Annotated in this window: 19 protein-coding genes; 12 read left to right on the top strand and 7 right to left on the bottom strand. The window is 60.0% G+C overall.

Annotation, left to right across the window (positions count from 1 at the left end):
* Positions 1-592 precede the first annotated feature (592 nt).
* The 4 genes from lhpI (at position 593) to EV130_RS18140 (ending at position 5,982) form a co-directional block, all read left to right on the top strand.
* Positions 593-1,540, top strand: coding sequence for a bifunctional Delta(1)-pyrroline-2-carboxylate/Delta(1)-piperideine-2-carboxylate reductase (lhpI, locus tag EV130_RS18125; RefSeq protein ID WP_132552231.1), 948 nt, complete (start codon positions 593-595; stop codon positions 1,538-1,540).
* 3 nt (positions 1,541-1,543) lie between these two features.
* Entirely contained in the window at positions 1,544-4,000 is a 2,457-nt protein-coding gene (gene hrpB, locus EV130_RS18130) for an ATP-dependent helicase HrpB (protein ID WP_132660966.1), read from the top strand.
* Positions 4,001-4,023: 23 nt separating this feature from the next.
* Entirely contained in the window at positions 4,024-5,334 is a 1,311-nt protein-coding gene (locus tag EV130_RS18135) for an ActS/PrrB/RegB family redox-sensitive histidine kinase (protein ID WP_074059683.1), read from the top strand.
* A 72-nt stretch (positions 5,335-5,406) separates the two neighbouring features.
* The gene (locus EV130_RS18140; RefSeq protein ID WP_074062989.1) at positions 5,407-5,982 is read left to right on the top strand and encodes an ActR/PrrA/RegA family redox response regulator transcription factor; all 576 of its coding nucleotides are present in this window, start codon (positions 5,407-5,409) and stop codon (positions 5,980-5,982) included.
* A gap of 6 nt (positions 5,983-5,988) precedes the next feature.
* On the opposite strand, the gene EV130_RS18145 is transcribed toward EV130_RS18140, so the two are convergent.
* On the bottom strand, positions 5,989-6,483 hold the full coding sequence (locus EV130_RS18145) for an MmcB family DNA repair protein (protein ID WP_074059682.1): 495 nt from the start codon (positions 6,481-6,483) through the stop codon (positions 5,989-5,991).
* 178 nt (positions 6,484-6,661) lie between these two features.
* Between EV130_RS18145 and EV130_RS18150 the strand changes: the two genes are divergently transcribed.
* Positions 6,662-7,342: a L,D-transpeptidase gene (locus EV130_RS18150; RefSeq protein ID WP_074059681.1), complete on the top strand. Its 681-nt coding sequence runs from the start codon at positions 6,662-6,664 to the stop codon at positions 7,340-7,342.
* 73 nt (positions 7,343-7,415) lie between these two features.
* Here EV130_RS18150 and EV130_RS18155 read toward each other — a convergent pair whose 3' ends face one another.
* The 6 genes from EV130_RS18155 to hslV all read right to left on the bottom strand — a co-directional run bounded on the left by EV130_RS18155 (position 7,416) and on the right by hslV (position 14,616).
* On the bottom strand, positions 7,416-9,587 hold the full coding sequence (locus EV130_RS18155; RefSeq protein ID WP_074059680.1) for a malate synthase G: 2,172 nt from the start codon (positions 9,585-9,587) through the stop codon (positions 7,416-7,418).
* A gap of 101 nt (positions 9,588-9,688) precedes the next feature.
* Positions 9,689-11,089 (bottom strand): cytochrome P450, encoded by a 1,401-nt coding sequence (locus EV130_RS18160; protein ID WP_132660969.1) that lies wholly within the window; start codon positions 11,087-11,089, stop codon positions 9,689-9,691.
* Between the two features lie 47 nt (positions 11,090-11,136).
* Positions 11,137-12,084, bottom strand: coding sequence for a DUF1402 family protein (locus EV130_RS18165; protein ID WP_074059678.1), 948 nt, complete (start codon positions 12,082-12,084; stop codon positions 11,137-11,139).
* Between the two features lie 189 nt (positions 12,085-12,273).
* A complete protein-coding gene (gene hslU / locus EV130_RS18170) occupies positions 12,274-13,581 on the bottom strand; it encodes an ATP-dependent protease ATPase subunit HslU (RefSeq protein ID WP_074059677.1) in 1,308 nt (435 codons plus the stop codon).
* Positions 13,578-14,102, bottom strand: coding sequence for a GNAT family N-acetyltransferase (locus EV130_RS18175; protein WP_074059676.1), 525 nt, complete (start codon positions 14,100-14,102; stop codon positions 13,578-13,580). The genes hslU and EV130_RS18175 overlap by 4 nt, the downstream gene beginning before the upstream one ends.
* Positions 14,089-14,616, bottom strand: coding sequence for an ATP-dependent protease subunit HslV (gene hslV / locus EV130_RS18180; protein WP_132660971.1), 528 nt, complete (start codon positions 14,614-14,616; stop codon positions 14,089-14,091). The genes EV130_RS18175 and hslV overlap by 14 nt, the downstream gene beginning before the upstream one ends.
* 176 nt (positions 14,617-14,792) lie before the next feature.
* On the opposite strand from hslV, the gene hisB reads away from it, so the two are divergent.
* The 7 genes from hisB to coaA are packed head-to-tail and all read left to right on the top strand — an operon-like array spanning position 14,793 to position 19,456.
* Complete coding sequence (gene hisB, locus EV130_RS18185; protein ID WP_132552237.1) at positions 14,793-15,401, top strand: imidazoleglycerol-phosphate dehydratase HisB; 609 nt, start codon at positions 14,793-14,795, stop codon at positions 15,399-15,401.
* A 24-nt stretch (positions 15,402-15,425) separates the two neighbouring features.
* Positions 15,426-15,911 (top strand): DUF2628 domain-containing protein, encoded by a 486-nt coding sequence (locus EV130_RS18190; protein ID WP_074059673.1) that lies wholly within the window; start codon positions 15,426-15,428, stop codon positions 15,909-15,911.
* Positions 15,911-16,561, top strand: coding sequence for an imidazole glycerol phosphate synthase subunit HisH (gene hisH, locus EV130_RS18195; RefSeq protein ID WP_074059672.1), 651 nt, complete (start codon positions 15,911-15,913; stop codon positions 16,559-16,561). The genes EV130_RS18190 and hisH overlap by 1 nt, the downstream gene beginning before the upstream one ends.
* Before the next feature lie 30 nt (positions 16,562-16,591).
* Positions 16,592-17,341, top strand: coding sequence for a 1-(5-phosphoribosyl)-5-[(5-phosphoribosylamino)methylideneamino]imidazole-4-carboxamide isomerase (gene hisA, locus EV130_RS18200; RefSeq protein ID WP_074059671.1), 750 nt, complete (start codon positions 16,592-16,594; stop codon positions 17,339-17,341).
* Entirely contained in the window at positions 17,338-18,126 is a 789-nt protein-coding gene (hisF, locus tag EV130_RS18205; RefSeq protein WP_132660974.1) for an imidazole glycerol phosphate synthase subunit HisF, read from the top strand. The genes hisA and hisF overlap by 4 nt, the downstream gene beginning before the upstream one ends.
* Before the next feature lie 14 nt (positions 18,127-18,140).
* Positions 18,141-18,464 (top strand): phosphoribosyl-ATP diphosphatase, encoded by a 324-nt coding sequence (locus EV130_RS18210; protein ID WP_074059669.1) that lies wholly within the window; start codon positions 18,141-18,143, stop codon positions 18,462-18,464.
* On the top strand, positions 18,461-19,456 hold the full coding sequence (gene coaA, locus EV130_RS18215; RefSeq protein ID WP_074059668.1) for a type I pantothenate kinase: 996 nt from the start codon (positions 18,461-18,463) through the stop codon (positions 19,454-19,456). Before EV130_RS18210 ends, coaA begins: the two co-directional genes overlap by 4 nt.
* Positions 19,457-19,462 lie beyond the last annotated feature (6 nt).

Below are 19,462 nucleotides of genomic sequence, written 5' to 3' on the forward strand. Positions count from 1 at the left end.
CCTGTCTTCTAAACGCCATGCCATAAACACAGCGCCAAAAACCAGTGTAACTTCTCTTGATAAAACGTGACCGCCAAAGTCTCTTTCAAAGAACCGGTATCGCTACCAGTCCCCGCAAGCTCCGCCGCCCACGTTTCTCTTTCTTCTCATCTTCAATTGTCAAATAACCGACCAGAACAATCCAGTCACAAGCTCCGCCGAAACCCGAAAGTCCCAGCCCCAATCAGCAATGCAGCCAATCCGGAAACCCAAGAGCGAAGGACATCGTCGCCAGCAGCGCCGCCGCCCTCGTTCAGTGACGCGGCTTATACGGCTAACCCTCAGACATAGTCAACACCGACAATCCAACTTTTTTGACATTTTTGTAACACACTGTTTTCGCAGGTGATTTTGTGGCGATGTCAAAAGCTGGGCTGGTTTCCGTCCAATTTCGGACTGACGGGGGTTTTCGTTTTTCTATTCCGTCGTCTCGGCATCGGATTTCAGCGCTTAAGGTATATAGGAAGCGTCGTCGTCACTTTCCAGATCTGCTTGCGCAGCTTCGCTCAATCGCTAGTTTGGCGTCTCGGATGCTCGGTTTACGGAGATTGGAATGCTTGTCCTCGATGAAGCACAAACGCGCGCGGCACTTCCCTGGACAAAGCTCATCGAAGCGATCGCGGCGATGTTTGCCGGCGAATGCGTCATGCCGGTGCGCCATCATCACGACATGCATGTCCCCGGCGAGGAAAACGCGACCCTGCTTCTGATGCCTGCCTGGGTGCCCGGCCGCTATGCCGGCGTGAAGATGGTCTCGGTTTTTCCGGGGAACGCCAGGCGCGCGCTGCCGGCGATCTTCGGAACCTATCTGCTTTCGTCAGGCGCAACGGGCCAGATGCTTGCCGCGATCGACGGGGGCGAGCTGACGGCCCGGCGCACTGCTGCGACCTCGGCATTGGCTGCACGCTATCTGGCGCGGCCTGATGCAACCGAGCTCCTTGTCTGCGGAACCGGCCGCCTCTCGCTCAACCTGCTGCAGGCGCATGCGGCCATCCGGCCGCTCAAGCGCATCCATATCTGGGGGCGCAATCTTGCAGGCGCAGAAAAGGTGGCCGCCGAAGCCCGAAAGGTCGGGCTCGCCGCCGAGGCAGTCTCCGATATCGAAGCGGCGGCGCGAACCGCCGATATCGTCTCATGCGGCACACTTTCAAGCGAGCCGCTCATTTGCGGCGCATGGCTGAAACCGGGCGCGCATCTCGATCTCGTCGGCGGCTTCAAGCCAAGCATGCGCGAGACCGACGACGAGGCAATCCGCCGTGCGTCCGTCTTCGTCGATACGCGCGCGGGTGCGATGAAGGAAGCGGGTGATATCGTTCAGCCGCTCGAAAGCGGCGTGCTCAAGGAAGGCGCGATCAAGGCAGAACTCGCAGAACTCGTTCGCCGCACGCGAGGCGGCCGCAGCGGGCCAGATGAGATCACGCTTTTCAAATCCGTGGGCGCCGCGCTCGAAGATCTCGCCGGGGCAATTCTCGCCTATGAAACCGTCACCCGCGGGAAATAAGCGATGCCCGTTCTGCCGGAACTTCCGGTTTCTCACGTTCTGCCCAAGATCGCAACCGCACTTGCCGAAAGCGGACGAGCCGTTCTTTCCGCGCCACCCGGCGCCGGCAAAACCACGCTTGTGCCGCTCTTTCTGCTGGATCAACCATGGCGCAACGACGGCCGGATCATCCTGCTGGAGCCACGCCGGCTGGCAGCGCGGGCTGCGGCGAGCCGCATGGCCTTTCTGCTCGGCGAACAGGTGGGCGAAACGGTCGGTTATCGCATGCGTCTCGACAACCGCATTTCCGGCAGGACCCGGATCGAAGTGGTCACCGAAGGCGTCTTTGCGCGCATGATCCTCGATGATCCGGAACTTTCGGGGGTTTCTGCGGTCATTTTCGACGAGTTTCACGAGCGTTCGCTCGATGCGGATTTCGGATTGGCATTGGCGCTCGACGTGCGCTCGGCACTGCGTACCGATCTGCGGCTTCTGGTGATGTCGGCAACGCTCGATGTCGAGCGTGTCGCAGCACTCCTCGGCAATCCGCCGGTCATCGAAAGCATGGGCCGGAGCTTTCCGATCGACGTGCGCTATCGGGATCGTTCGGCCGGCGAACGCATTGAAGACGCCGCTACAAGGACAATCATCGAGGTCCATTCGAGCGAGACGGGATCGATCCTCGCTTTCCTGCCCGGACAGGCCGAGATCACCCGAACGGCGGAAAGGCTTGAAGGGCGGTTCGGGCCGGACACGCTGATCGCCCCGCTTTACGGAAACCTCGGCCAGAAGGAGCAGGATGCTGCGATCCGGCCGGCGGCGAAGGGCACGCGCAAGATCGTGCTTGCGACGTCGATCGCCGAGACCTCGATCACCATCGACGGCGTGCGCATCGTAGTCGACAGCGGGCTGCAGCGGCTGCCGGTGTTCGAGGCTTCGACAGGTATCACACGGCTGGAGACGGTGAGGGTGTCGCGGGCTTCGGCCGACCAGCGCGCCGGGCGCGCAGGCAGAACGGAACCTGGCATCGCGATCCGCCTTTGGCACCCGGGGCAGACGGCCGCCTTGCCTGCTTTCACACCGCCGCAGATCCTGGCGAGCGATCTTTCCGGACTCTTGCTCGATCTGGCCCATTGGGGCGTTCGAGATCCGGCATCGCTTGCCTTCGTCGATCAGCCCCCGGCGACGACGCAGAAGGAGGCGAGCGCGCTGCTGCAGGAACTCGGCGCAATTGACAAGAATGGAATCTTGACTGCGCGCGGACGGACGATGCGCGAGCTCGCGCTTCCTCCGCGTCTGGCAGCCATGGTTGTTTCGGCCGGGGAAAGCGGGCAGGCAAAGGAAGCTGCGATGCTTGCCGTTCTTTTGACGGAACAGGGCCTCGGCGGCAAGAGCATCGACATCGAGGACCGATTGCGGCGCTTCAAGGTGGAGAAAGGGGAAAGGCCGGATGCTGCGCGGCGCCTTGCCGCACGGCTCGCACGCGGGCTCGACAAGGTTTCCTCAAGCACGCCACGACCTGCCGGACAGCTGCTGCTGCACGCCTTTCCCGATCGGATTGCCCTGCAACGCGGCGGGCGGGGACGTTACGTGATGGCCAACGGCCGTGGCGCCGAACTGCCGGAGACGGAACGTCTGGCGGGCAGTCGGATGCTGGTGATCGCCGATCTGACCGGACGTGCGATGCAGGCACGCATCCTCGCGGCGGCGGAGATCTCGCGTAGCGATGTCGAAGTCGAGCTTCCTGGCTTGATCAAGACCGACGAGCAGACCTATTTCGACCTGCCGAGCCGGCAAGTCAGAGCCCGGCGAGCGACAAGGCTTGGGGCGATCATATTTGATGAAACGCCGCTGCCACGGCCGTCCGGCGAGCCTGTTGCCGCAGCGCTCGCCGACGGCATACGGCAATTGGGGCTTAGCGCCCTGCCCTTTTCCAAGGACGCCATCCAGCTGCGCGAACGGCTCGGCTTTCTGCATCGAACGATCGGCGCGCCATGGCCCGACGTCAGCGACGCGGCGTTATTCGAACGGCTGGACGACTGGTTCACACCCTATCAGAGCGATGCGCGCGGGCTTTCGGATATTTCCGCCGGATCGCTCACCAGCGGGCTGATGGCCCTCGTGTCGAACGAACTGCAACGTGACCTCAGCCGGCTTGCACCGACGCATTTCGAAGCGCCGACAGGCCAGCGGCATCCGATCCAGTATGACGGCGAGGAGCCGCTGCTGACGATCCGGGTACAGGAGCTCTTCGGATTGAAGCAGCATCCAACGATCGGCGGCGGACGGCTGCCGCTTCTTCTCGAGCTGACGTCGCCGGCGCACCGGCCGATCCAGACGACGCGCGACCTGCCAGGATTCTGGGCCGGTTCCTGGAAGGACGTGCGTGCCGAAATGCGGGGCCGCTATCCCCGGCATTCCTGGCCGGAGCGGCCAGAGGAAGCCTTGCCGACGACACGCGCCAAGCCGCGTGGTACATAAGCGCCCGGGCGAGGAGCTCACCAATGGCCGATGACGTCAACAACAAACCTCAGAACGACCGGCACAGCAGCCGCAGGCTGCGCCTGCAGACGCTCGTACGTTTGCGCTGGCTGGCGGTCGGCGGACAGGCGGCGACGGTTTTCATCGTGGCCTTCTGGCTGAAATTCCCGTTGCCGCTGCTCGCCAGCAGCTTGCTGATTGCAGCGCTTGCCTGGGTCAATTTCTTTCTGACGATGCGCTATCCACCGACGCATCGCCTGGAACCACCGGCTGCCTTGGCACTGCTTGGGCTGGATCTGCTGCAGCTCTGCGCGCTGCTATTCATCACCGGCGGCCTGGCGAACCCTTTTGCAGCGCTCGTCTGCGTGCCGGTCATCATTTCCTTTGCCTCCCAGCCGATCCGCTACAGCGTTGCACTCTTACTCTTTGCAATGGTCTGTATCACGATCCTCGCCTTCTCGCCCTTCCCGCTTCCATGGTTCAATGGTGCCGAGATCGATGTGCACAATGTCATGCAGTTCGGTGTCTGGTGCTCGATTGCTTCGACCATGGTCTTTGCAGCTTTTTATGCCTATCGCGTTTCGATGGAAGCGAGCCAGCTGGCCGATGCACTGGCGGCGACCGAACTCGTGCTGCAAAGGGAAAAGCACCTTTCGCAACTCGACGGTCTGGCCGCCGCGGCGGCACATGAGCTCGGAACCCCACTTGCGACGATCAGCGTCGTCGCAAAGGAGATGGAGCGCGAGCTGAAGGACGACGACCGGTTCCGAGAGGACGTGCAACTGCTGCGCAGCCAGAGCGAACGTTGCCGCGATATCCTGAAGCGACTGACGAGCCTTTCGGCAGAGGGCGATGCGCATATGCGGCGGCTGCCGCTGTCTTCGATGATCGAGGAGATCATTGCGCCCTATCGCGAATTCCCGATCGAAGTCGAGCTGATCGAGAAAAGCCCGCGCAAGGGTGAACCGGTGACGGAGCGCAATGCCGGGATCATGTATGGGCTTGGCAATCTCATCGAAAATGCCGTCGACTATGCTCGCGAGAAGGTGACGGTCACGGTCGAACATGACCACAACAAGGTGCTGATCGTCATCGAGGACGACGGCATCGGCTACGCACCCGATATTCTCACCCGTATCGGCGAGCCTTACGTCACCAAAAGGCAGAAGGAGGATACGGCAGGCGGGCTGGGGCTTGGACTTTTCATCGCCAAGACGCTGCTTGAACGTTCCGGTGCGGCGCTGATTTTCCAAAACCGCGATCCCGAAAGTGAAGGAGCCCGTATCCGTGTCGAATGGCCGCGCATGCTCATCGATGCAAATTCGACAAAATGACTTTATCGGCATAATGAAGATATGTGCGACTGGCACAATAAGGCGGGTTGCAAAACGCCAGGATCGAAGACCATGACCGAACAAAGCCACGAAACCCTTACTGCCGGCGAACACGACATCGGCCCCGACGCAAGCCTGTTGATCGTCGACGATGATGGGCCTTTCCTGCGACGCCTGGCACGCGCGATGGAGACACGAGGCTTCCAGGTCGAAACCGCCGAATCGGTTGCGGAAGGTGTCGCCAAGTCGAAGGGCCGTCCGCCGAAATATGCGGTGGTCGACCTGCGGCTCGGCGATGGAAACGGCCTCGACGTCATCGAGGCAATCCGCCAGCGCCGAGACGACACGCGCATCATCGTGCTGACGGGCTATGGCAATATCGCGACGGCGGTGACGGCCGTGAAGCTGGGAGCTGTCGACTATCTCGCGAAGCCTGCCGATGCGGACGACGTGTTCGCAGCCTTGACTCAGCGGCCAGGCGAAAAGGCGGAACTTCCCGAAAACCCGATGTCGGCCGACCGGGTTCGCTGGGAACATATCCAGCGTGTCTACGAAATGTGCGAGCGCAACGTGTCCGAAACAGCGCGACGGCTCAACATGCACCGCCGCACCCTGCAGCGAATTCTTGCCAAACGGGCTCCGAAATAACCGCTGCTAGATTTCGTCGGCGGCAAGCGGCTTGCCATTCGCCCATTCGGCCAGCATCAGTCTCTGCGCGGCGGCACGGCAGAAATTCAGCGTGACCGACTTGCGCGTTGCCGGTGCAAGGCGGTGTTCGGGCGCTTCGCGGATCATATGCGCACCATAGCCGTCCGATAGGAACAGACCGCATTCCTCCGGGAAGATATCAAGCGGCACGTCCTTGTGCGTCGCAAAGAAAAGCCGGTCGCAATGCAGCCGGTATTCCGGCCATTTGCGATCAACGCGAAAATCCTCGATCGAAGTCTTGATCTCGATAATCCAGATCTCGCCCTTTTCCGACATGGTGATCAAATCGGCGCGCCGACCGCTCGCCAGCGGCAGTTCAGGCAGAACCGCATGGCGCATGTCGTGAAGTAATATCTGAGTCCCCCGGCGCACGAGCATAGCTCTGTCCGATTGCCGACCGTCTATTAAGGGATTGTTATTGTAAACGCTCAAAATCGTCATGGATAACCGTTTGCGAACATCCTGCTCTGTTGCAAAAAAACCATGCGGTTCTACTTTGCCGCTGCGGGTAACTCTCGTCGCACTGCAACATCTTGCAAAGGCGAAGTTAATCGAAAATAAACCATAATCAAAGATGGTTCCAAGACCGTTTCCTCACTGCCAATCCTAAGAGATATTCATGCGCATTCGCAATGCATTTCCTGTGTTCGGCCTGATCGCAACCCTCGCTCTGGCCGGCTGCTCCACCAATTCCGATCGCGCTTCCCTCGAAAACAGGGCCGCCGGCCCGACTGTCCAGACGGCACAGATCTTCGATGACGCCTACGGCGTGAGGACCGATGCCGGATACGCGCTTCCCGCCATCCCGATCCAGCGCGTCAAGCCGGAGTTCCGCCGCCAGATCGTTTCCTACGAGACCAGCGAACGTCCGGGCACGATCATCGTCAACACCCGCGAACGCCACCTTTACTACATCCTGCCAGGTGGCAAGGCGATGCGCTACGGCATCGGAGTCGGCAAGCAGGGCTTTGCATGGGCCGGTACGGCTTACGTCGCCTGGAAGCAGGAATGGCCAACCTGGCATCCACCGAAGGAAATGGCTGTCCGCAAGCCCGACATTGCAAAATACGTCGAGGACGGCATGGGCCCGGGTCTCACGAATCCGCTGGGCGCACGCGCCATGTATCTCTTCAACGAAAAGGGTCAGGACACGCTTTTCCGCCTTCACGGCACGCCCGAATGGGCCTCCATCGGCACTGCGGCTTCCTCGGGCTGCATTCGCCTGATGAACCAGGACGTTATCGACCTCTACAGCCGCGTTCGCCCGGGCAAGGCGACCAAGGTCATCGTTATCCAGTAAGCGAACAAGCGGACCGGTATAGAAAAAGCCAGCGGAATTTACTTCCGCTGGCTTCTTTGTCAGATCATGGGCCTCATGCGGCCTGCCTGCCTTTGAGCTCAAGACGGCGGCGATGAAGAACCGGTTCCGTGTAGCCATTCGGCTGCTCCCTGCCCTTCAAGACAAGATCGACGGCAGCCTGAAAGGCGATCGAGCGCTCGAAATTCTCCGCCATCGGCATATAGGCAGGATCGCCGGCATTCTGCTGATCGACGACTGCGGCCATGCGCTTCATCGTTTCGATGATCTGCGCTTGGCTGACGACCTTGTGGTGCAGCCAGTTGGCCATGTGCTGGGCGGAAATGCGAAGCGTTGCGCGGTCTTCCATCAGCCCGACATTGTTGATGTCGGGGACCTTTGAGCAGCCGACACCCTGATCGACCCAACGGACGACGTAGCCGAGGATGCCCTGCGCATTATTGTCGAGCTCTCGCTGGATTTCTTCTGCTGTCCAGTTGGGCCGGGTGGCAACCGGGACAGAAAGGATATCGGAGAGCTTGGCGCGAGCACGATCCTTCAATGCGCGCTGAACATCGGCCACGTTGATCAGGTGATAATGCGTCGCATGCAGCGTTGCTGCAGTTGGCGAGGGAACCCAGGCGGTGTTGGCGCCGGCCTTCGGATGAGCGATCTTCTGCTCCAGCATGGCCGCCATCAGGTCAGGCATCGCCCACATGCCCTTGCCGATCTGCGCACGACCGGACAGACCGCATTCGAGGCCGATATCGACGTTCCAGTTCTCGTAGGCGGAAATCCAGGCCGCCTGCTTCATGTCACCCTTGCGGATCATCGGGCCGGCTTCCATCGAGGTATGGATCTCGTCTCCGGTGCGGTCGAGGAAGCCAGTATTGATGAAGACGACACGATCGCGGGCAGCACGGATGCACTCCTTGAGATTTACCGTCGTGCGGCGCTCCTCATCCATGATTCCCATCTTCATCGTATTCTTCGGCATGCCGAGCAGCTCTTCGACGCGGGAGAAAATCTCGACGGCGAAGGCTACTTCCTCAGGCCCATGCATCTTCGGTTTGACCACATACATCGATCCGGTGCGCGAGTTCTTGTGGAGGCCGCTGGGGCCGATATCGTGAAGCGCGATCAGGCCCGTAATGGCGGCATCCATGATGCCTTCGGGAACTTCCCGGCCGTCACGGTCGAGGATGGCCGGATTGCTCATAAGGTGGCCGACATTGCGCACGAGCATCAAGGAGCGGCGGTGCAAGTCAAAGGCAGAACCGTCAGGAGCCTGATAGGTGATGTCGGGATTGAGCGTGCGGACGAAAGTCGCGCCCCCCTTGCTCACCTCCTCCTGCAGGTCGCCCTTCATGAGGCCCAGCCAGTTGCGATAAACCACGACCTTGTCCTCGGCGTCGACGGCGGCAATCGAATCTTCACAGTCCATGATCGTCGTGATCGCAGATTCGAGCCAAACATCGCAGATCTGCGCTGGATCGCCCTTTCCGATCGGCGTCGAGCCATCGATGATGATCTCGATGTGAATGCCGTTGTTTTTCAAGAGAAGATGTGTCGGCATTTGCCCATCGCCTCGATAACCGGCGAAATGCCGATGATCCCTGAGGGCCAGGATTTCGCCGTCCGTCGAGGTCAGCGCAAGATTGCCACCGTCGACTTTGAAGGCAGCAACGTCCTTCCAGCTCGCGCCTTCGAGCGGCGCGGCGCTGTCCAGAAAATCGCGAACCCAGGAGATGACCTTCTCGCCGCGTTTCGGATTGTATCCCTTGCCTTTTTCCGCTCCGTCGCTTTCGGGAATGGCATCCGTGCCGTAGAGCGCATCATAAAGCGAGCCCCAGCGCGCATTTGCGGCGTTCAGCGCGTAACGCGCATTCATGACGGGAACGACGAGCTGCGGTCCTGCAATCGAAGCGATCTCGGGATCGACATTCTCGGTCGAAACCTGGAAATCCGAGCCTTCCGGCAGCAGGTAGCCGATTTCGCGCAGGAAGGCCTGATAGCTTTCCATGTTCGACGGGGCACCGTTCTGGCGATACCATTCGTCAATAAGCGCCTGCAGGTGATCGCGTTTGAGAAGCAGTTCGCGGTTCTTCGGCGCGAGGTCATGAACGATTGCCGAAAAGCCGGCGAAGAACGCATCCGCGTCAACCGAAAGGCCGGGAAGCACTTCGTTGACGATGAAGTCATGAAGGACGGTTTCGATGGAAAGACCGTTCTTTTCGATGCAGCTCATGCAATTCTCCTCCCCGCGAAAGGCGGCGTTTTCACATGCTGTCACTTTGCGCCGCCAACATTCATAGTCAATTCTGCAATAGTTCGAAAGATTTATGCCAATCAGGAACAGGTACGCCTTGTGACGCGCATCGGCAGACCGTTCTGCGGTTGGGTCGTCAGCTTTTGCACCGGCCAGGGATTGGTCTTTTCCGTCACATCGAATCGGAAACGGTTCATCAATATGGCCAGCGCGATGACCGCCTCCTGCAGGGCGAAGGTGGCGCCGATGCAGACGCGCGGACCCGCACCGAATGGCAGGAACTGGAACCGGCCGATCTTGGTGCGGTTTTCCGGCAAAAACCGCTCGGGCATATAGGCACGCGGTTTCTCCCAATAGAGCTCATGCCGGTGAAGCGTCCAGGGCATGATGAGCACCGTCATGCCGGCATGGATATCGACCTTCTCGCCCTTGGAATCTGTCCAGCTGTCGTCAGAGATCGCCGCCCGGTTGATCGACGGCGCCGGCGGATAGAGCCGCAGGGCCTCTTCGAAGGCGGCGCGGGTGAAGAACATCCGATCGAGCCATTCGACAGGCTCGGCGCCACTTGCGAGGACGCGGCCGATCTCTGCCTCCATCGCGTCACGGATATGCGGACTGTTCGCCACGCAATAGAGCGTCCATGCGAGCGCTCTTGCCGTCGTTTCGTGACCCGCGCCGATGAAGGTCAGGATATTGTCTTCGATTTCATCATTGGTGAGGCCACCCGTCGCTGCCCGGTCAAGCAACAGAGTCAGAAAATCTTCCGGCACCGAGCCCCGATCGGCAGCCATGCGCCGCAGCCTGGCATCCATCGTCTCGCGCACGATGTTGCGGAACTTGTCGAGAACCTTCCGGCCACCAATGCGTGTCAGCCGCGGCACCCATGACGGCGCTCTTAGGAGATCCATGGGATCGACACGGCCCATACGGTGCAAAAGCGCGTTCACATCGTCGGCAAAGCTGTCTGATGAGGTGACGATCTCACCCGAAAACAGCGTATCGGCGAGGATCGCAAAGGTGAGCTCGGTCATGTCGCTGGCAATTTCGAAGTCTTGTCCGTCGCCGGCCGCTTCGTATTTTTTTGCATAGGCTTCGGATTGCCTGAGCATCTGGCCTGCAAAACCGTGGGCGTGGCGAGGCGTGAAGACGGGAGAAACCGCCTTGCGCGATCGCTTCCAGACCTCCCCTTCAGCCGTCAGCAAACCATCGCGCAATATGGGTCGCAATATGAGCTGGCGGACATCCGACATGCGGTAGTTGGCGGCGTTGTCGACCAGCACATGTTTGATGAGACCCGGATCGTTGACGATGATCGTGCTGTCGTGGAAGAAGCAGGTCTTGACCCAGGGAAGCGTGTAGGACGGCTCGCCCCAGAGCTCCAGCGGATTGCGAAATATCGTGCGCATCATCTCCAACCGCGATGGCGGCACAGAGCGCGGCAGCGGTGCGGGTGGAACGAATGGTTCCGGTCGCATGTCCATGGAAACGACCTTTCGCGGAGGATTGCAGCCTTCCGCCAAGGCGAAGGTTAGAGCAGGCCCTCAAGCTCGTCCAGCTTGTCGTTGATCAGCCAGCCGTAATAATTCTCCTCCGGCCAGACGATCGCACCTGCGGCCCGATTTTTCGCGGCGAGAGCCATAGCGCGCTGGCGTGAATTGCCGACATTGTAGAGCGTCGCGGTCAGACCAGGATTCTTCGAAATATCCATCCCGGCAATCTGCTTGTAATCTTCGATGGATTCGCGGATCGAGGCTGCAACGAAGGCGAGCGAGATATCCGGCTCCATGATGGCGCGATAGACGGCGCCGGCGTCCTTTTCATCCAGTCTCGGATAGCCAGAAACACGGCTGACCAGATCCGAGAGCATCAATGCCGTCAGCGGATTCACCTGGCCAAGGCCAAAGGTCTGGCCGGCATAGAACGGTTGGAAGAACACCGCGCTGAAGCGATTGTCCGGGAAGCTCTTGCCGTCAACGGCCTTTCCACGGAAGTCGCGTTCCCACACATCCTCACGGCAGCTCCACAGCAGATACGAATCACGCTTGCCGTTGCACTCCGCAAACTGCGGACGATCGACGAAGGTGTCGACATCCTCGCCCTCATAGGCAAAGCGGAAGCTCTCGCCGGCATAGGAGGCAGCCTTCACGTAGTACGACTGAAGGCGGTCATAAGCATCGACGTTGTAAGTGTGCTCGCCGACGATGGCACCGATGATATGGATGGGATCGATGCTGTAGGCGGCGGCCACCTTCCTGATCTTGCCCATCAGTTCGCGATCGGTGGAGAGCAGTTCGTAAACCTTCTCGTACTTCCGGTCGAAGGTAGACTTCGTGCCCTTCGTGCGGCGGACGGATGCGCCGGGAACCGCCGGCTGCTCGATGTTGCGATTGCCCCCTGGCACGACCTCAACGGCATAGGCTGGCACGGATGTGAGCGCCGCAACGGCGATCAGGAGGCATGTCAAAAGGCGTCGCACGATCAGCTATTCCGTCTGGTTATAATCGTCTCATGGTGAAGCGCGCTGACTGGACCAGAATCTTGGCCGAATAAAGCCGCGTTCACAAACAAGCGGGCCTTCACTAGGAAGTAAAGGGCCCGCTGTCGAGAGTTCAGACTGTCGAAATCAGCTGCAGGACCTGTAAAGGTTGCAGCCGGTGCGGCAATATCACAGGATGAAGCGCGACAGATCCGTGTTCTGTGCCAGATCTCCGACGTGCTCACGCACATAGGCCGAGTCGATCTTTACCGCCGAACCACCGCGATCCGGTGCGTTGAAGGAAATATCGTCCAGCACACGTTCCATCACCGTCTGCAGCCGGCGAGCGCCGATGTTTTCGACCGAAGAGTTCAGATGGACTGCGACATCGGCCAAGGCATCGATCGCATCGTCGGTGAATTCCAGGTTCAGGTTCTCCGTGTCCATGAGGGCGCGATACTGCCGGATCAGGCTGGCCTCGGTTTCGGTCAGGATTCGGCGGAAATCTTCCTTGGTCAGCGGGCGAAGTTCGACACGGATCGGCAGGCGGCCCTGCAATTCCGGCAGAAGATCGGAAGGTTTCGAGACATGGAAAGCACCCGAGGCGATGAAGAGAACATGGTCGGTCTTCACCGGTCCATACTTCGTGGAGACGGTCGTTCCTTCAACAAGCGGCAGCAGATCGCGCTGCACGCCCTCGCGCGACACACCAGCCCCCATGCCGCCGTCACGTGCCGCGATCTTGTCGATCTCGTCGAGGAAGACGATGCCATCATTTTCGACCGCGCGCACGGCTTCGCGCTGGATGATTTCATTGTCGATCAGCTTGTCGGACTCGTCGCGGATGAGATCGGTGTAGGAGGCCTTTACCGTGGTGCGGACCTTCTTGGTGCGTCCGCCCAGCGCCTTGCCGAACATTTCCGAGATGTTGAGAACACCGATGTTGGCACCGGGCATGCCGGGAATTTCAAAACCGCCCATGCCCGCGCCGGTATCGGCAACCTCGATGTCGATTTCCTTGTCGTCGAGTTCACCGTTGCGCAACTTCTTGCGAAAACTGTCACGGGTGGCAGGAGAGGCGGTTGCACCGACAAGGGCATCAAGGACGCGCTCCTCGGCGCTCATATGAGCCTTGGACTCAACCTCGGCGCGCTTCTTGTCGCGCGCAAGGCCGATGCCGATTTCGACGAGGTCGCGGATGATTTGTTCGACATCGCGGCCGACATAACCGACCTCAGTGAACTTGGTCGCCTCGACCTTGATGAAAGGCGCACCGGCAAGCTTGGCAAGACGGCGGGAAATCTCCGTTTTGCCAACGCCGGTCGGACCGATCATCAGGATATTCTTGGGCATCACCTCATCACGCAGGCTCGGATCGAGCTGCTGGCGGCGCCAGCGGTTGCGCAGCGCAATCGCCACGGCGCGCTTGGCCTCATGCTGACCGATGATGTAACGGTCGAGTTCGGAAACGATCTCGCGGGGGGAAAAGGTGGTCATGGTAAATCCGTTTCTCCGGGTGCGTCCAGCGCCATGAAATGGGCCGGACCGTAAATGGAAGTCCTAGTATCGACGTAGCGGAAGCCCGCCTTCTCGTATGCCCTGATCGCCTGAAGATTTTCAGGATCCGGATCGATCACGATGCGCTTGGCGCCCTCTGCAAAGAGCTCGGAGGTAAACTGGCGGATGATCGCAGCACCATGGCCCTTGTCCGTCAGTTCCGGGATACCGATCGAGATGTCGATGCCGAGCGTACCCTTGGGTTGATCCTGATAGGGATGGCCCTCCTCAAGATGGGGATCGTAACTTTGCAGATAACCGATCGGCTTTCCGTCGAGTTCCACGATCATTGGTCGGGTTTCTTTGCTCGTCATTGCCTCTTCGATCGAACCAAGCTCGGCGGAAGGTTCGCCCCACCATCTGGCGACATGCGGCTCGGCAAGCCATTGCGCCAGAAGAGGAAGATCCTCACGGCAGACGTCGCGGAACCGGTATCGCGAGGCAGGATTAGTTTTCAGCATCCAGTGTTTCCACCACCATGTTGTGGTTCGTATAGACGCAGATATCGGCTGCGATATCCAGCGCGCGGCGGGCGATCTCCTCGGCAGACTTGTCCGTATCCATCAGAGCACGCGCCGCCGCCAGTGCGTAGTTGCCGCCAGATCCGATCGCCGTGACGCCATGCTCCGGTTCCAGAACATCACCGTTGCCGGTGACAGCCAGTGTTATCGACTTGTCAGCCACCAGCATCATGGCCTCGAGGTTGCGAAGATATTTGTCCGTGCGCCAGTCCTTGGCGAGCTCGACGGCTGCGCGCATCAACTGGCCGGGATACTGTTCGAGTTTCTTTTCCAGACGCTCGAGCAGCGTAAATGCGTCCGCGGTCGCACCAGCGAAGCCGACGATGACCTCACCCTTGCCAATACGGCGCACCTTGCGTGCATTGCCTTTCATGACGGTCTGACCGAGGCTGACCTGGCCGTCACCGGCAATCACCACCTTGCCGCCCTTTCGAATTGTAATAATCGTTGTCATCAAATCATCCTTGCCCGGATCTGCGGGCGCTACGCCGAGCCGCTCTCCGGCCCTGTGAGCCCTATGTAAGTTGGCCGATGCCGATTGCAAATGGGCCGGTTTTCTGGCGGTGCGCTTCTGGATATTTTACGGAACGCCTGATAAGGAACGGCCGTCATTCCTGATGGAGCAGCCATATGGCCGAGACTGCAGCAAGCCGCATGGGCAATGTTTCGCGCAAGACGAACGAGACTTCGGTTTCCGTTTCGGTCAATCTTGATGGTAGCGGCAATGCCAAGATCTCGACGGGCATCGGCTTCTTCGACCACATGCTCGATCAGCTTTCGCGACATTCCCTGATCGATATGGAGATCGAGACGAAGGGCGACCTGCATGTCGACGATCACCACACCGTTGAAGATACCGGGATTGCGATAGGCCAGGCGATTGCAAAAGCACTTGGCGACCGCCGCGGCATCACCCGCTATGCTTCGATCGACCTTGCCATGGACGAGACAATGACGAAAGCCGCCGTCGATCTTTCCGGCCGGCCGTTCCTTGTCTGGAACGTCGCCTTCAGCGCGCCGAAGATCGGTTCCTTCGACACCGAACTTGTGCGCGAATTCTTCCAGGCACTTGCACAGAACGCCGGCATCACCTTGCATGTCATGAATCATTATGGTGCCAACAATCACCATATTGCAGAGACCTGCTTCAAGGCCGTTGCCCGCGCTCTGCGCATGGCGACAGAGATCGATCCAAGACAGGCGGGCCGTGTTCCCTCGACGAAGGGCACGCTCGCCTGAGCCCCTTCAGGGAGCTTGAACGATATGACTTCCAGCTATCTGGTTCTGACGGCTCCGGGCGGAACGGATGTCACCCACGAGAAGACGCGTGTCATCCGCGACGGCTTCACGCTGCTCGGCTTTCTCTTTCCCTGGCTATGGCTTCTTGCACACCGGCTCTGGCTCCATGCAATTGCGGCATTCCTGCTTCAGGGGCTCGGCGGCGTCTTGATGGACCGGCCCGGACTCTGGCCGGCAGGATTTGCGATCACGCTCGGCATTTGCATCCTAGTCGGCCTCGAGGGCCAGAACCTGCGAATCCGAAATCTCGCTTCCAAAGGCTGGAACGAGGCGGCCGTGATTACGGCGGATTCGCTCGCGACAGCCGAGGAGGTCTATTTCTCGAATATCGAGACCAATGCCGATGGCGGGCGCATGCCGGCGCCGGAGTGGGAGAGACATCCGCAATCTCCCGGCCGCCATGGCAATACGACTTCGCTTGGTCTCTTTGGATTTAACGGAGGACGCTGATGCGCGTCGCAATTATCGATTACGGCTCGGGCAACCTGCGCTCGGCAACGAAGGCCTTCGAACGCGCCGCACGCGAGGCAGGCATCGATGCGGAAATCGACCTGACGGACAAGGCCGAGAATGTCGCGTCGGCCGACCGCGTCGTTCTGCCAGGCGTCGGTGCCTATGCCGATTGCCGCCACGGGCTCGATGCCGTGGCCGGCATGACCCAGGCGTTGATCGAAGCCGTTGAAAGGAAGGCAAGGCCGTTCCTTGGTATCTGCGTCGGTATGCAGCTGATGTCGTCGCGCGGCCTTGAAAAAACGGTGACGGAAGGTCTCGGCTGGATACCCGGCGACGTCGTTGAAATGACACCGGGCGATCCCGGCCTCAAGATTCCGCAAATCGGCTGGAACACGCTCGACCTTCACCACCCGCATCCCCTCTTCGAAGGCATTCCGACAGGGCCCGATGGCCTGCATGCCTATTTCGTGCATTCCTACCATCTGGCTGCCAAGAACGCCGGCGATGTCATCGCGACGACGGACTATGGCGGACCGATGACGGCCTTCGTTGGACGCGACAACATGGCGGGTGCGCAATTCCATCCGGAAAAGAGCCAGAAGCTCGGTCTCGCCCTGATCACCAATTTCCTGCGCTGGATGCCTTAGGCTCGCGCAGACCGCAAGGACTGAACAAAAATGATCCTATTTCCCGCCATCGACCTGAAGGACGGCCAATGCGTTCGCCTCAAGCTCGGCGATATGGAGCAGGCAACGGTCTACAACCCCGACCCCGCAGCACAGGCGAGGACCTTCGAGGAACAGGGCTTTGAATGGCTGCACGTTGTTGACCTCAACGGCGCCTTTGCCGGCGAAAGCGTCAACGGCGCGGCCGTCGACACGATCCTCAAGGCAACGAAGAACCCGGTGCAGCTCGGCGGCGGCATCCGTACGCTGTCGCATATCGAAAACTGGCTCTCCCGCGGCCTGACACGCGTGATCCTCGGTACGGTTGCCGTCCGCGACCCGGCGCTGGTCGTCGAAGCCTGCAAGCAGTTTCCAGGCTGCGTCGCCGTCGGCATCGATGCAAAGGGCGGCAAGGTGGCCGTGGAGGGCTGGGCAGAAGCCTCCGAGCTTGGCGTCGTCGAACTCGCCCGAAAATTCGAAGGTGCCGGCGTCGCGGCAATCATCTACACCGACATCGATCGTGATGGGATCCTGACCGGCATCAACTGGGCCTCGACACTGGAGCTTGCCGATGCCGTTTCGATCCCGGTGATCGCCTCGGGCGGGCTCGCTTCGATCGAGGATGTGAAGCGCATGCTTCAGCCCGACGCTCGCAAGCTGGAAGGTGCCATCTCCGGTCGTGCGCTGTATGATGGACGAATTGATCCTCAGGAAGCCTTGGCGCTGATCAAGGCGGCGCGGGAAAAGGAAGACACACAATGACCCTGAAAGCCCGCGTCATCCCCTGCCTCGACGTCAAAGACGGTCGTGTCGTCAAGGGCGTCAACTTCGTCAACCTGATCGATGCCGGAGATCCGGTCGAGGCTGCGAAAGCTTACGATGCTGCCGGCGCAGACGAGCTCTGCTTCCTTGACATCACGGCCTCATCGGACAATCGCGAGACGATATTCGATGTCGTTTCCCGCACGGCCGAACAGTGCTTCATGCCGCTGACTGTCGGCGGTGGCGTGCGCAGCATCGGCGATATCCGCAAGCTGCTGCTCTGCGGCGCCGACAAGGTTTCGATCAATTCGGCGGCCGTGAACAATCCGGACTTCGTCGCTGAAGCTGCCGACAAGTTCGGCGACCAATGCATCGTCGTTTCGATCGACGCCAAACGGCGGCGCACGCAGGCTGTTGGCCAGGACAACCTGAGTGCCTGGGAAATCTATACGCACGGCGGCCGCAACGCGACCGGCATCGACGCCGTGGAATTTGCACGGAAGATGGTTGCCCGCGGCGCTGGCGAACTGCTTGTCACCTCGATGGATCGGGACGGTACGAAAGCCGGCTACGATCTTGAGCTCACCAGGGCAATCGCCGATAGCGTGCGTGTCCCCGTCATCGCATCGGGAGGCGTCGGCGATCTCGACGATCTGCTCGCGGGTGTGAAGGACGGGCATGCAAATGCCGTGCTTGCTGCCTCCATCTTCCATTTCGGCACCTATTCCGTCGGCGAAGCGAAGCACTATATGTCTTCGCATGGCATCGCGATGCGCCTCGACTGATTGAAAGCGACAGTATGACCGGATTTTCCCTTTCCGATCTCGAAAAGATCGTCGACGAGCGGTCGAAGGCCTCCCCGGATGGTTCCTGGACGGCACGGCTTGTTGCCGCCGGGCAGCAGAAGGCGGCAAAAAAGCTTGGCGAAGAAGCCATTGAAGCCGTCATGGCCGCCGTCGCGGCCGATCGCCCCAATCTTACCTACGAGGCGGCCGACCTCCTCTATCACCTTTTGGTCGTATTGAAGATAGCAGGCATTCCGTTGCAGGATGTGATGGCGGAGCTTGAGCGGCGTACGGCTCAATCCGGCATCAAGGAAAAGGCCAGCCGGCAGAGTTCATGAGCATCGCGACGCAAATTCTCGGGGCCCCAGAAACCCTCGATCACTTCCAGGCGAATTCCTATTCGCCCTACAATTTCTTTTCTTCCGAGGAATGGGCGAAGTTCCGCGCCGACACCCCGCTCACGCTGACGGCCGAGGAGGTCGCGAGGCTGCGCTCGATGGGCGATCCGGTCGATCTCGACGAAGTCCGGCGCATCTACCTCTCGCTGTCGCGCCTGCTCTCCTCGCATGTCGAATCATCGCAGTTGCTCTTTGAGCAGCGCAACCGGTTCCTGAGCTTGTCCGACGTGACGAAAACGCCGTTCGTCATCGGCATCGCCGGCTCCGTCGCCGTCGGCAAATCAACGACCGCGCGTATCCTGAAGGAACTTTTGCGGCGCTGGCCGTCGAGCCCGAAGGTCGACCTGATCACCACCGACGGGTTTCTCCATCAAAACGCAGTCCTCGAGCGCGAGAACCTGATGCAGCGCAAGGGTTTTCCGGAAAGCTACGACACAGGCGCCATCTTGAAATTTCTGTCCGCGATCAAGGCCGGACAGCCAAATGTGAAGGCGCCTGTCTATTCTCATCTGGTCTACGACGTCGTTGCGAACGAATACACGATCATCGACCGGCCAGACATCCTGGTCTTCGAAGGCATCAACGTTCTGCAGTCGCGCGACCTTCCGGCCGACGGCAAGATCGTGCCTATGGTGTCCGACTTCTTCGATTTCTCGATCTACATCGATGCCGAAGAAGAACTGATCCACAACTGGTATGTCACACGCTTCATGCGACTGCGCGAAACCGCCTTCCGCGATCCGAATTCCTATTTCCATCGATACGCCTCCATCAGCGAGAACGAAGCGCTTTCGATCGCCGAAGGGCTCTGGGCCAACATCAACCTGAAGAATCTCCGGCAGAACATCCTGCCGACCCGCCCAAGGGCTGATCTGATCCTGCGTAAGGGCGAAAACCACCTCATCGAGCAGGTCGCCCTGAGGAAGCTTTAGCCGGAT

The sequence above is a fragment of the Rhizobium azibense genome, assembly GCF_004342325.1.
In the GTDB taxonomy this organism is placed as follows: Bacteria; Pseudomonadota; Alphaproteobacteria; order Rhizobiales; family Rhizobiaceae; genus Rhizobium; species Rhizobium etli_B.

What these genes read in the sequence shown, in the direction of transcription:
- hslU (WP_074059677.1), bottom strand. Translation starts at nt 13,581, where the DNA reads ATGACCACCTTTTCCCCCCGCGAGATCGTTTCCGAACTCGACCGTTAC.
- EV130_RS18190 (WP_074059673.1), top strand. Translation starts at nt 15,426, where the DNA reads ATGACTTCCAGCTATCTGGTTCTGACGGCTCCGGGCGGAACGGATGTC.
- EV130_RS18135 (WP_074059683.1), top strand. Translation starts at nt 4,024, where the DNA reads ATGGCCGATGACGTCAACAACAAACCTCAGAACGACCGGCACAGCAGC.
- hisA (WP_074059671.1), top strand. Translation starts at nt 16,592, where the DNA reads ATGATCCTATTTCCCGCCATCGACCTGAAGGACGGCCAATGCGTTCGC.
- hisH (WP_074059672.1), top strand. Translation starts at nt 15,911, where the DNA reads ATGCGCGTCGCAATTATCGATTACGGCTCGGGCAACCTGCGCTCGGCA.
- hisF (WP_132660974.1), top strand. Translation starts at nt 17,338, where the DNA reads ATGACCCTGAAAGCCCGCGTCATCCCCTGCCTCGACGTCAAAGACGGT.
- coaA (WP_074059668.1), top strand. Translation starts at nt 18,461, where the DNA reads ATGAGCATCGCGACGCAAATTCTCGGGGCCCCAGAAACCCTCGATCAC.
- EV130_RS18160 (WP_132660969.1), bottom strand. Translation starts at nt 11,089, where the DNA reads ATGGACATGCGACCGGAACCATTCGTTCCACCCGCACCGCTGCCGCGC.
- EV130_RS18150 (WP_074059681.1), top strand. Translation starts at nt 6,662, where the DNA reads ATGCGCATTCGCAATGCATTTCCTGTGTTCGGCCTGATCGCAACCCTC.
- EV130_RS18210 (WP_074059669.1), top strand. Translation starts at nt 18,141, where the DNA reads ATGACCGGATTTTCCCTTTCCGATCTCGAAAAGATCGTCGACGAGCGG.
- EV130_RS18175 (WP_074059676.1), bottom strand. Translation starts at nt 14,102, where the DNA reads ATGCTGAAAACTAATCCTGCCTCGCGATACCGGTTCCGCGACGTCTGC.
- hslV (WP_132660971.1), bottom strand. Translation starts at nt 14,616, where the DNA reads ATGACAACGATTATTACAATTCGAAAGGGCGGCAAGGTGGTGATTGCC.
- lhpI (WP_132552231.1), top strand. Translation starts at nt 593, where the DNA reads ATGCTTGTCCTCGATGAAGCACAAACGCGCGCGGCACTTCCCTGGACA.
- hisB (WP_132552237.1), top strand. Translation starts at nt 14,793, where the DNA reads ATGGCCGAGACTGCAGCAAGCCGCATGGGCAATGTTTCGCGCAAGACG.
- EV130_RS18145 (WP_074059682.1), bottom strand. Translation starts at nt 6,483, where the DNA reads ATGACGATTTTGAGCGTTTACAATAACAATCCCTTAATAGACGGTCGG.
- EV130_RS18140 (WP_074062989.1), top strand. Translation starts at nt 5,407, where the DNA reads ATGACCGAACAAAGCCACGAAACCCTTACTGCCGGCGAACACGACATC.
- EV130_RS18155 (WP_074059680.1), bottom strand. Translation starts at nt 9,587, where the DNA reads ATGAGCTGCATCGAAAAGAACGGTCTTTCCATCGAAACCGTCCTTCAT.
- hrpB (WP_132660966.1), top strand. Translation starts at nt 1,544, where the DNA reads ATGCCCGTTCTGCCGGAACTTCCGGTTTCTCACGTTCTGCCCAAGATC.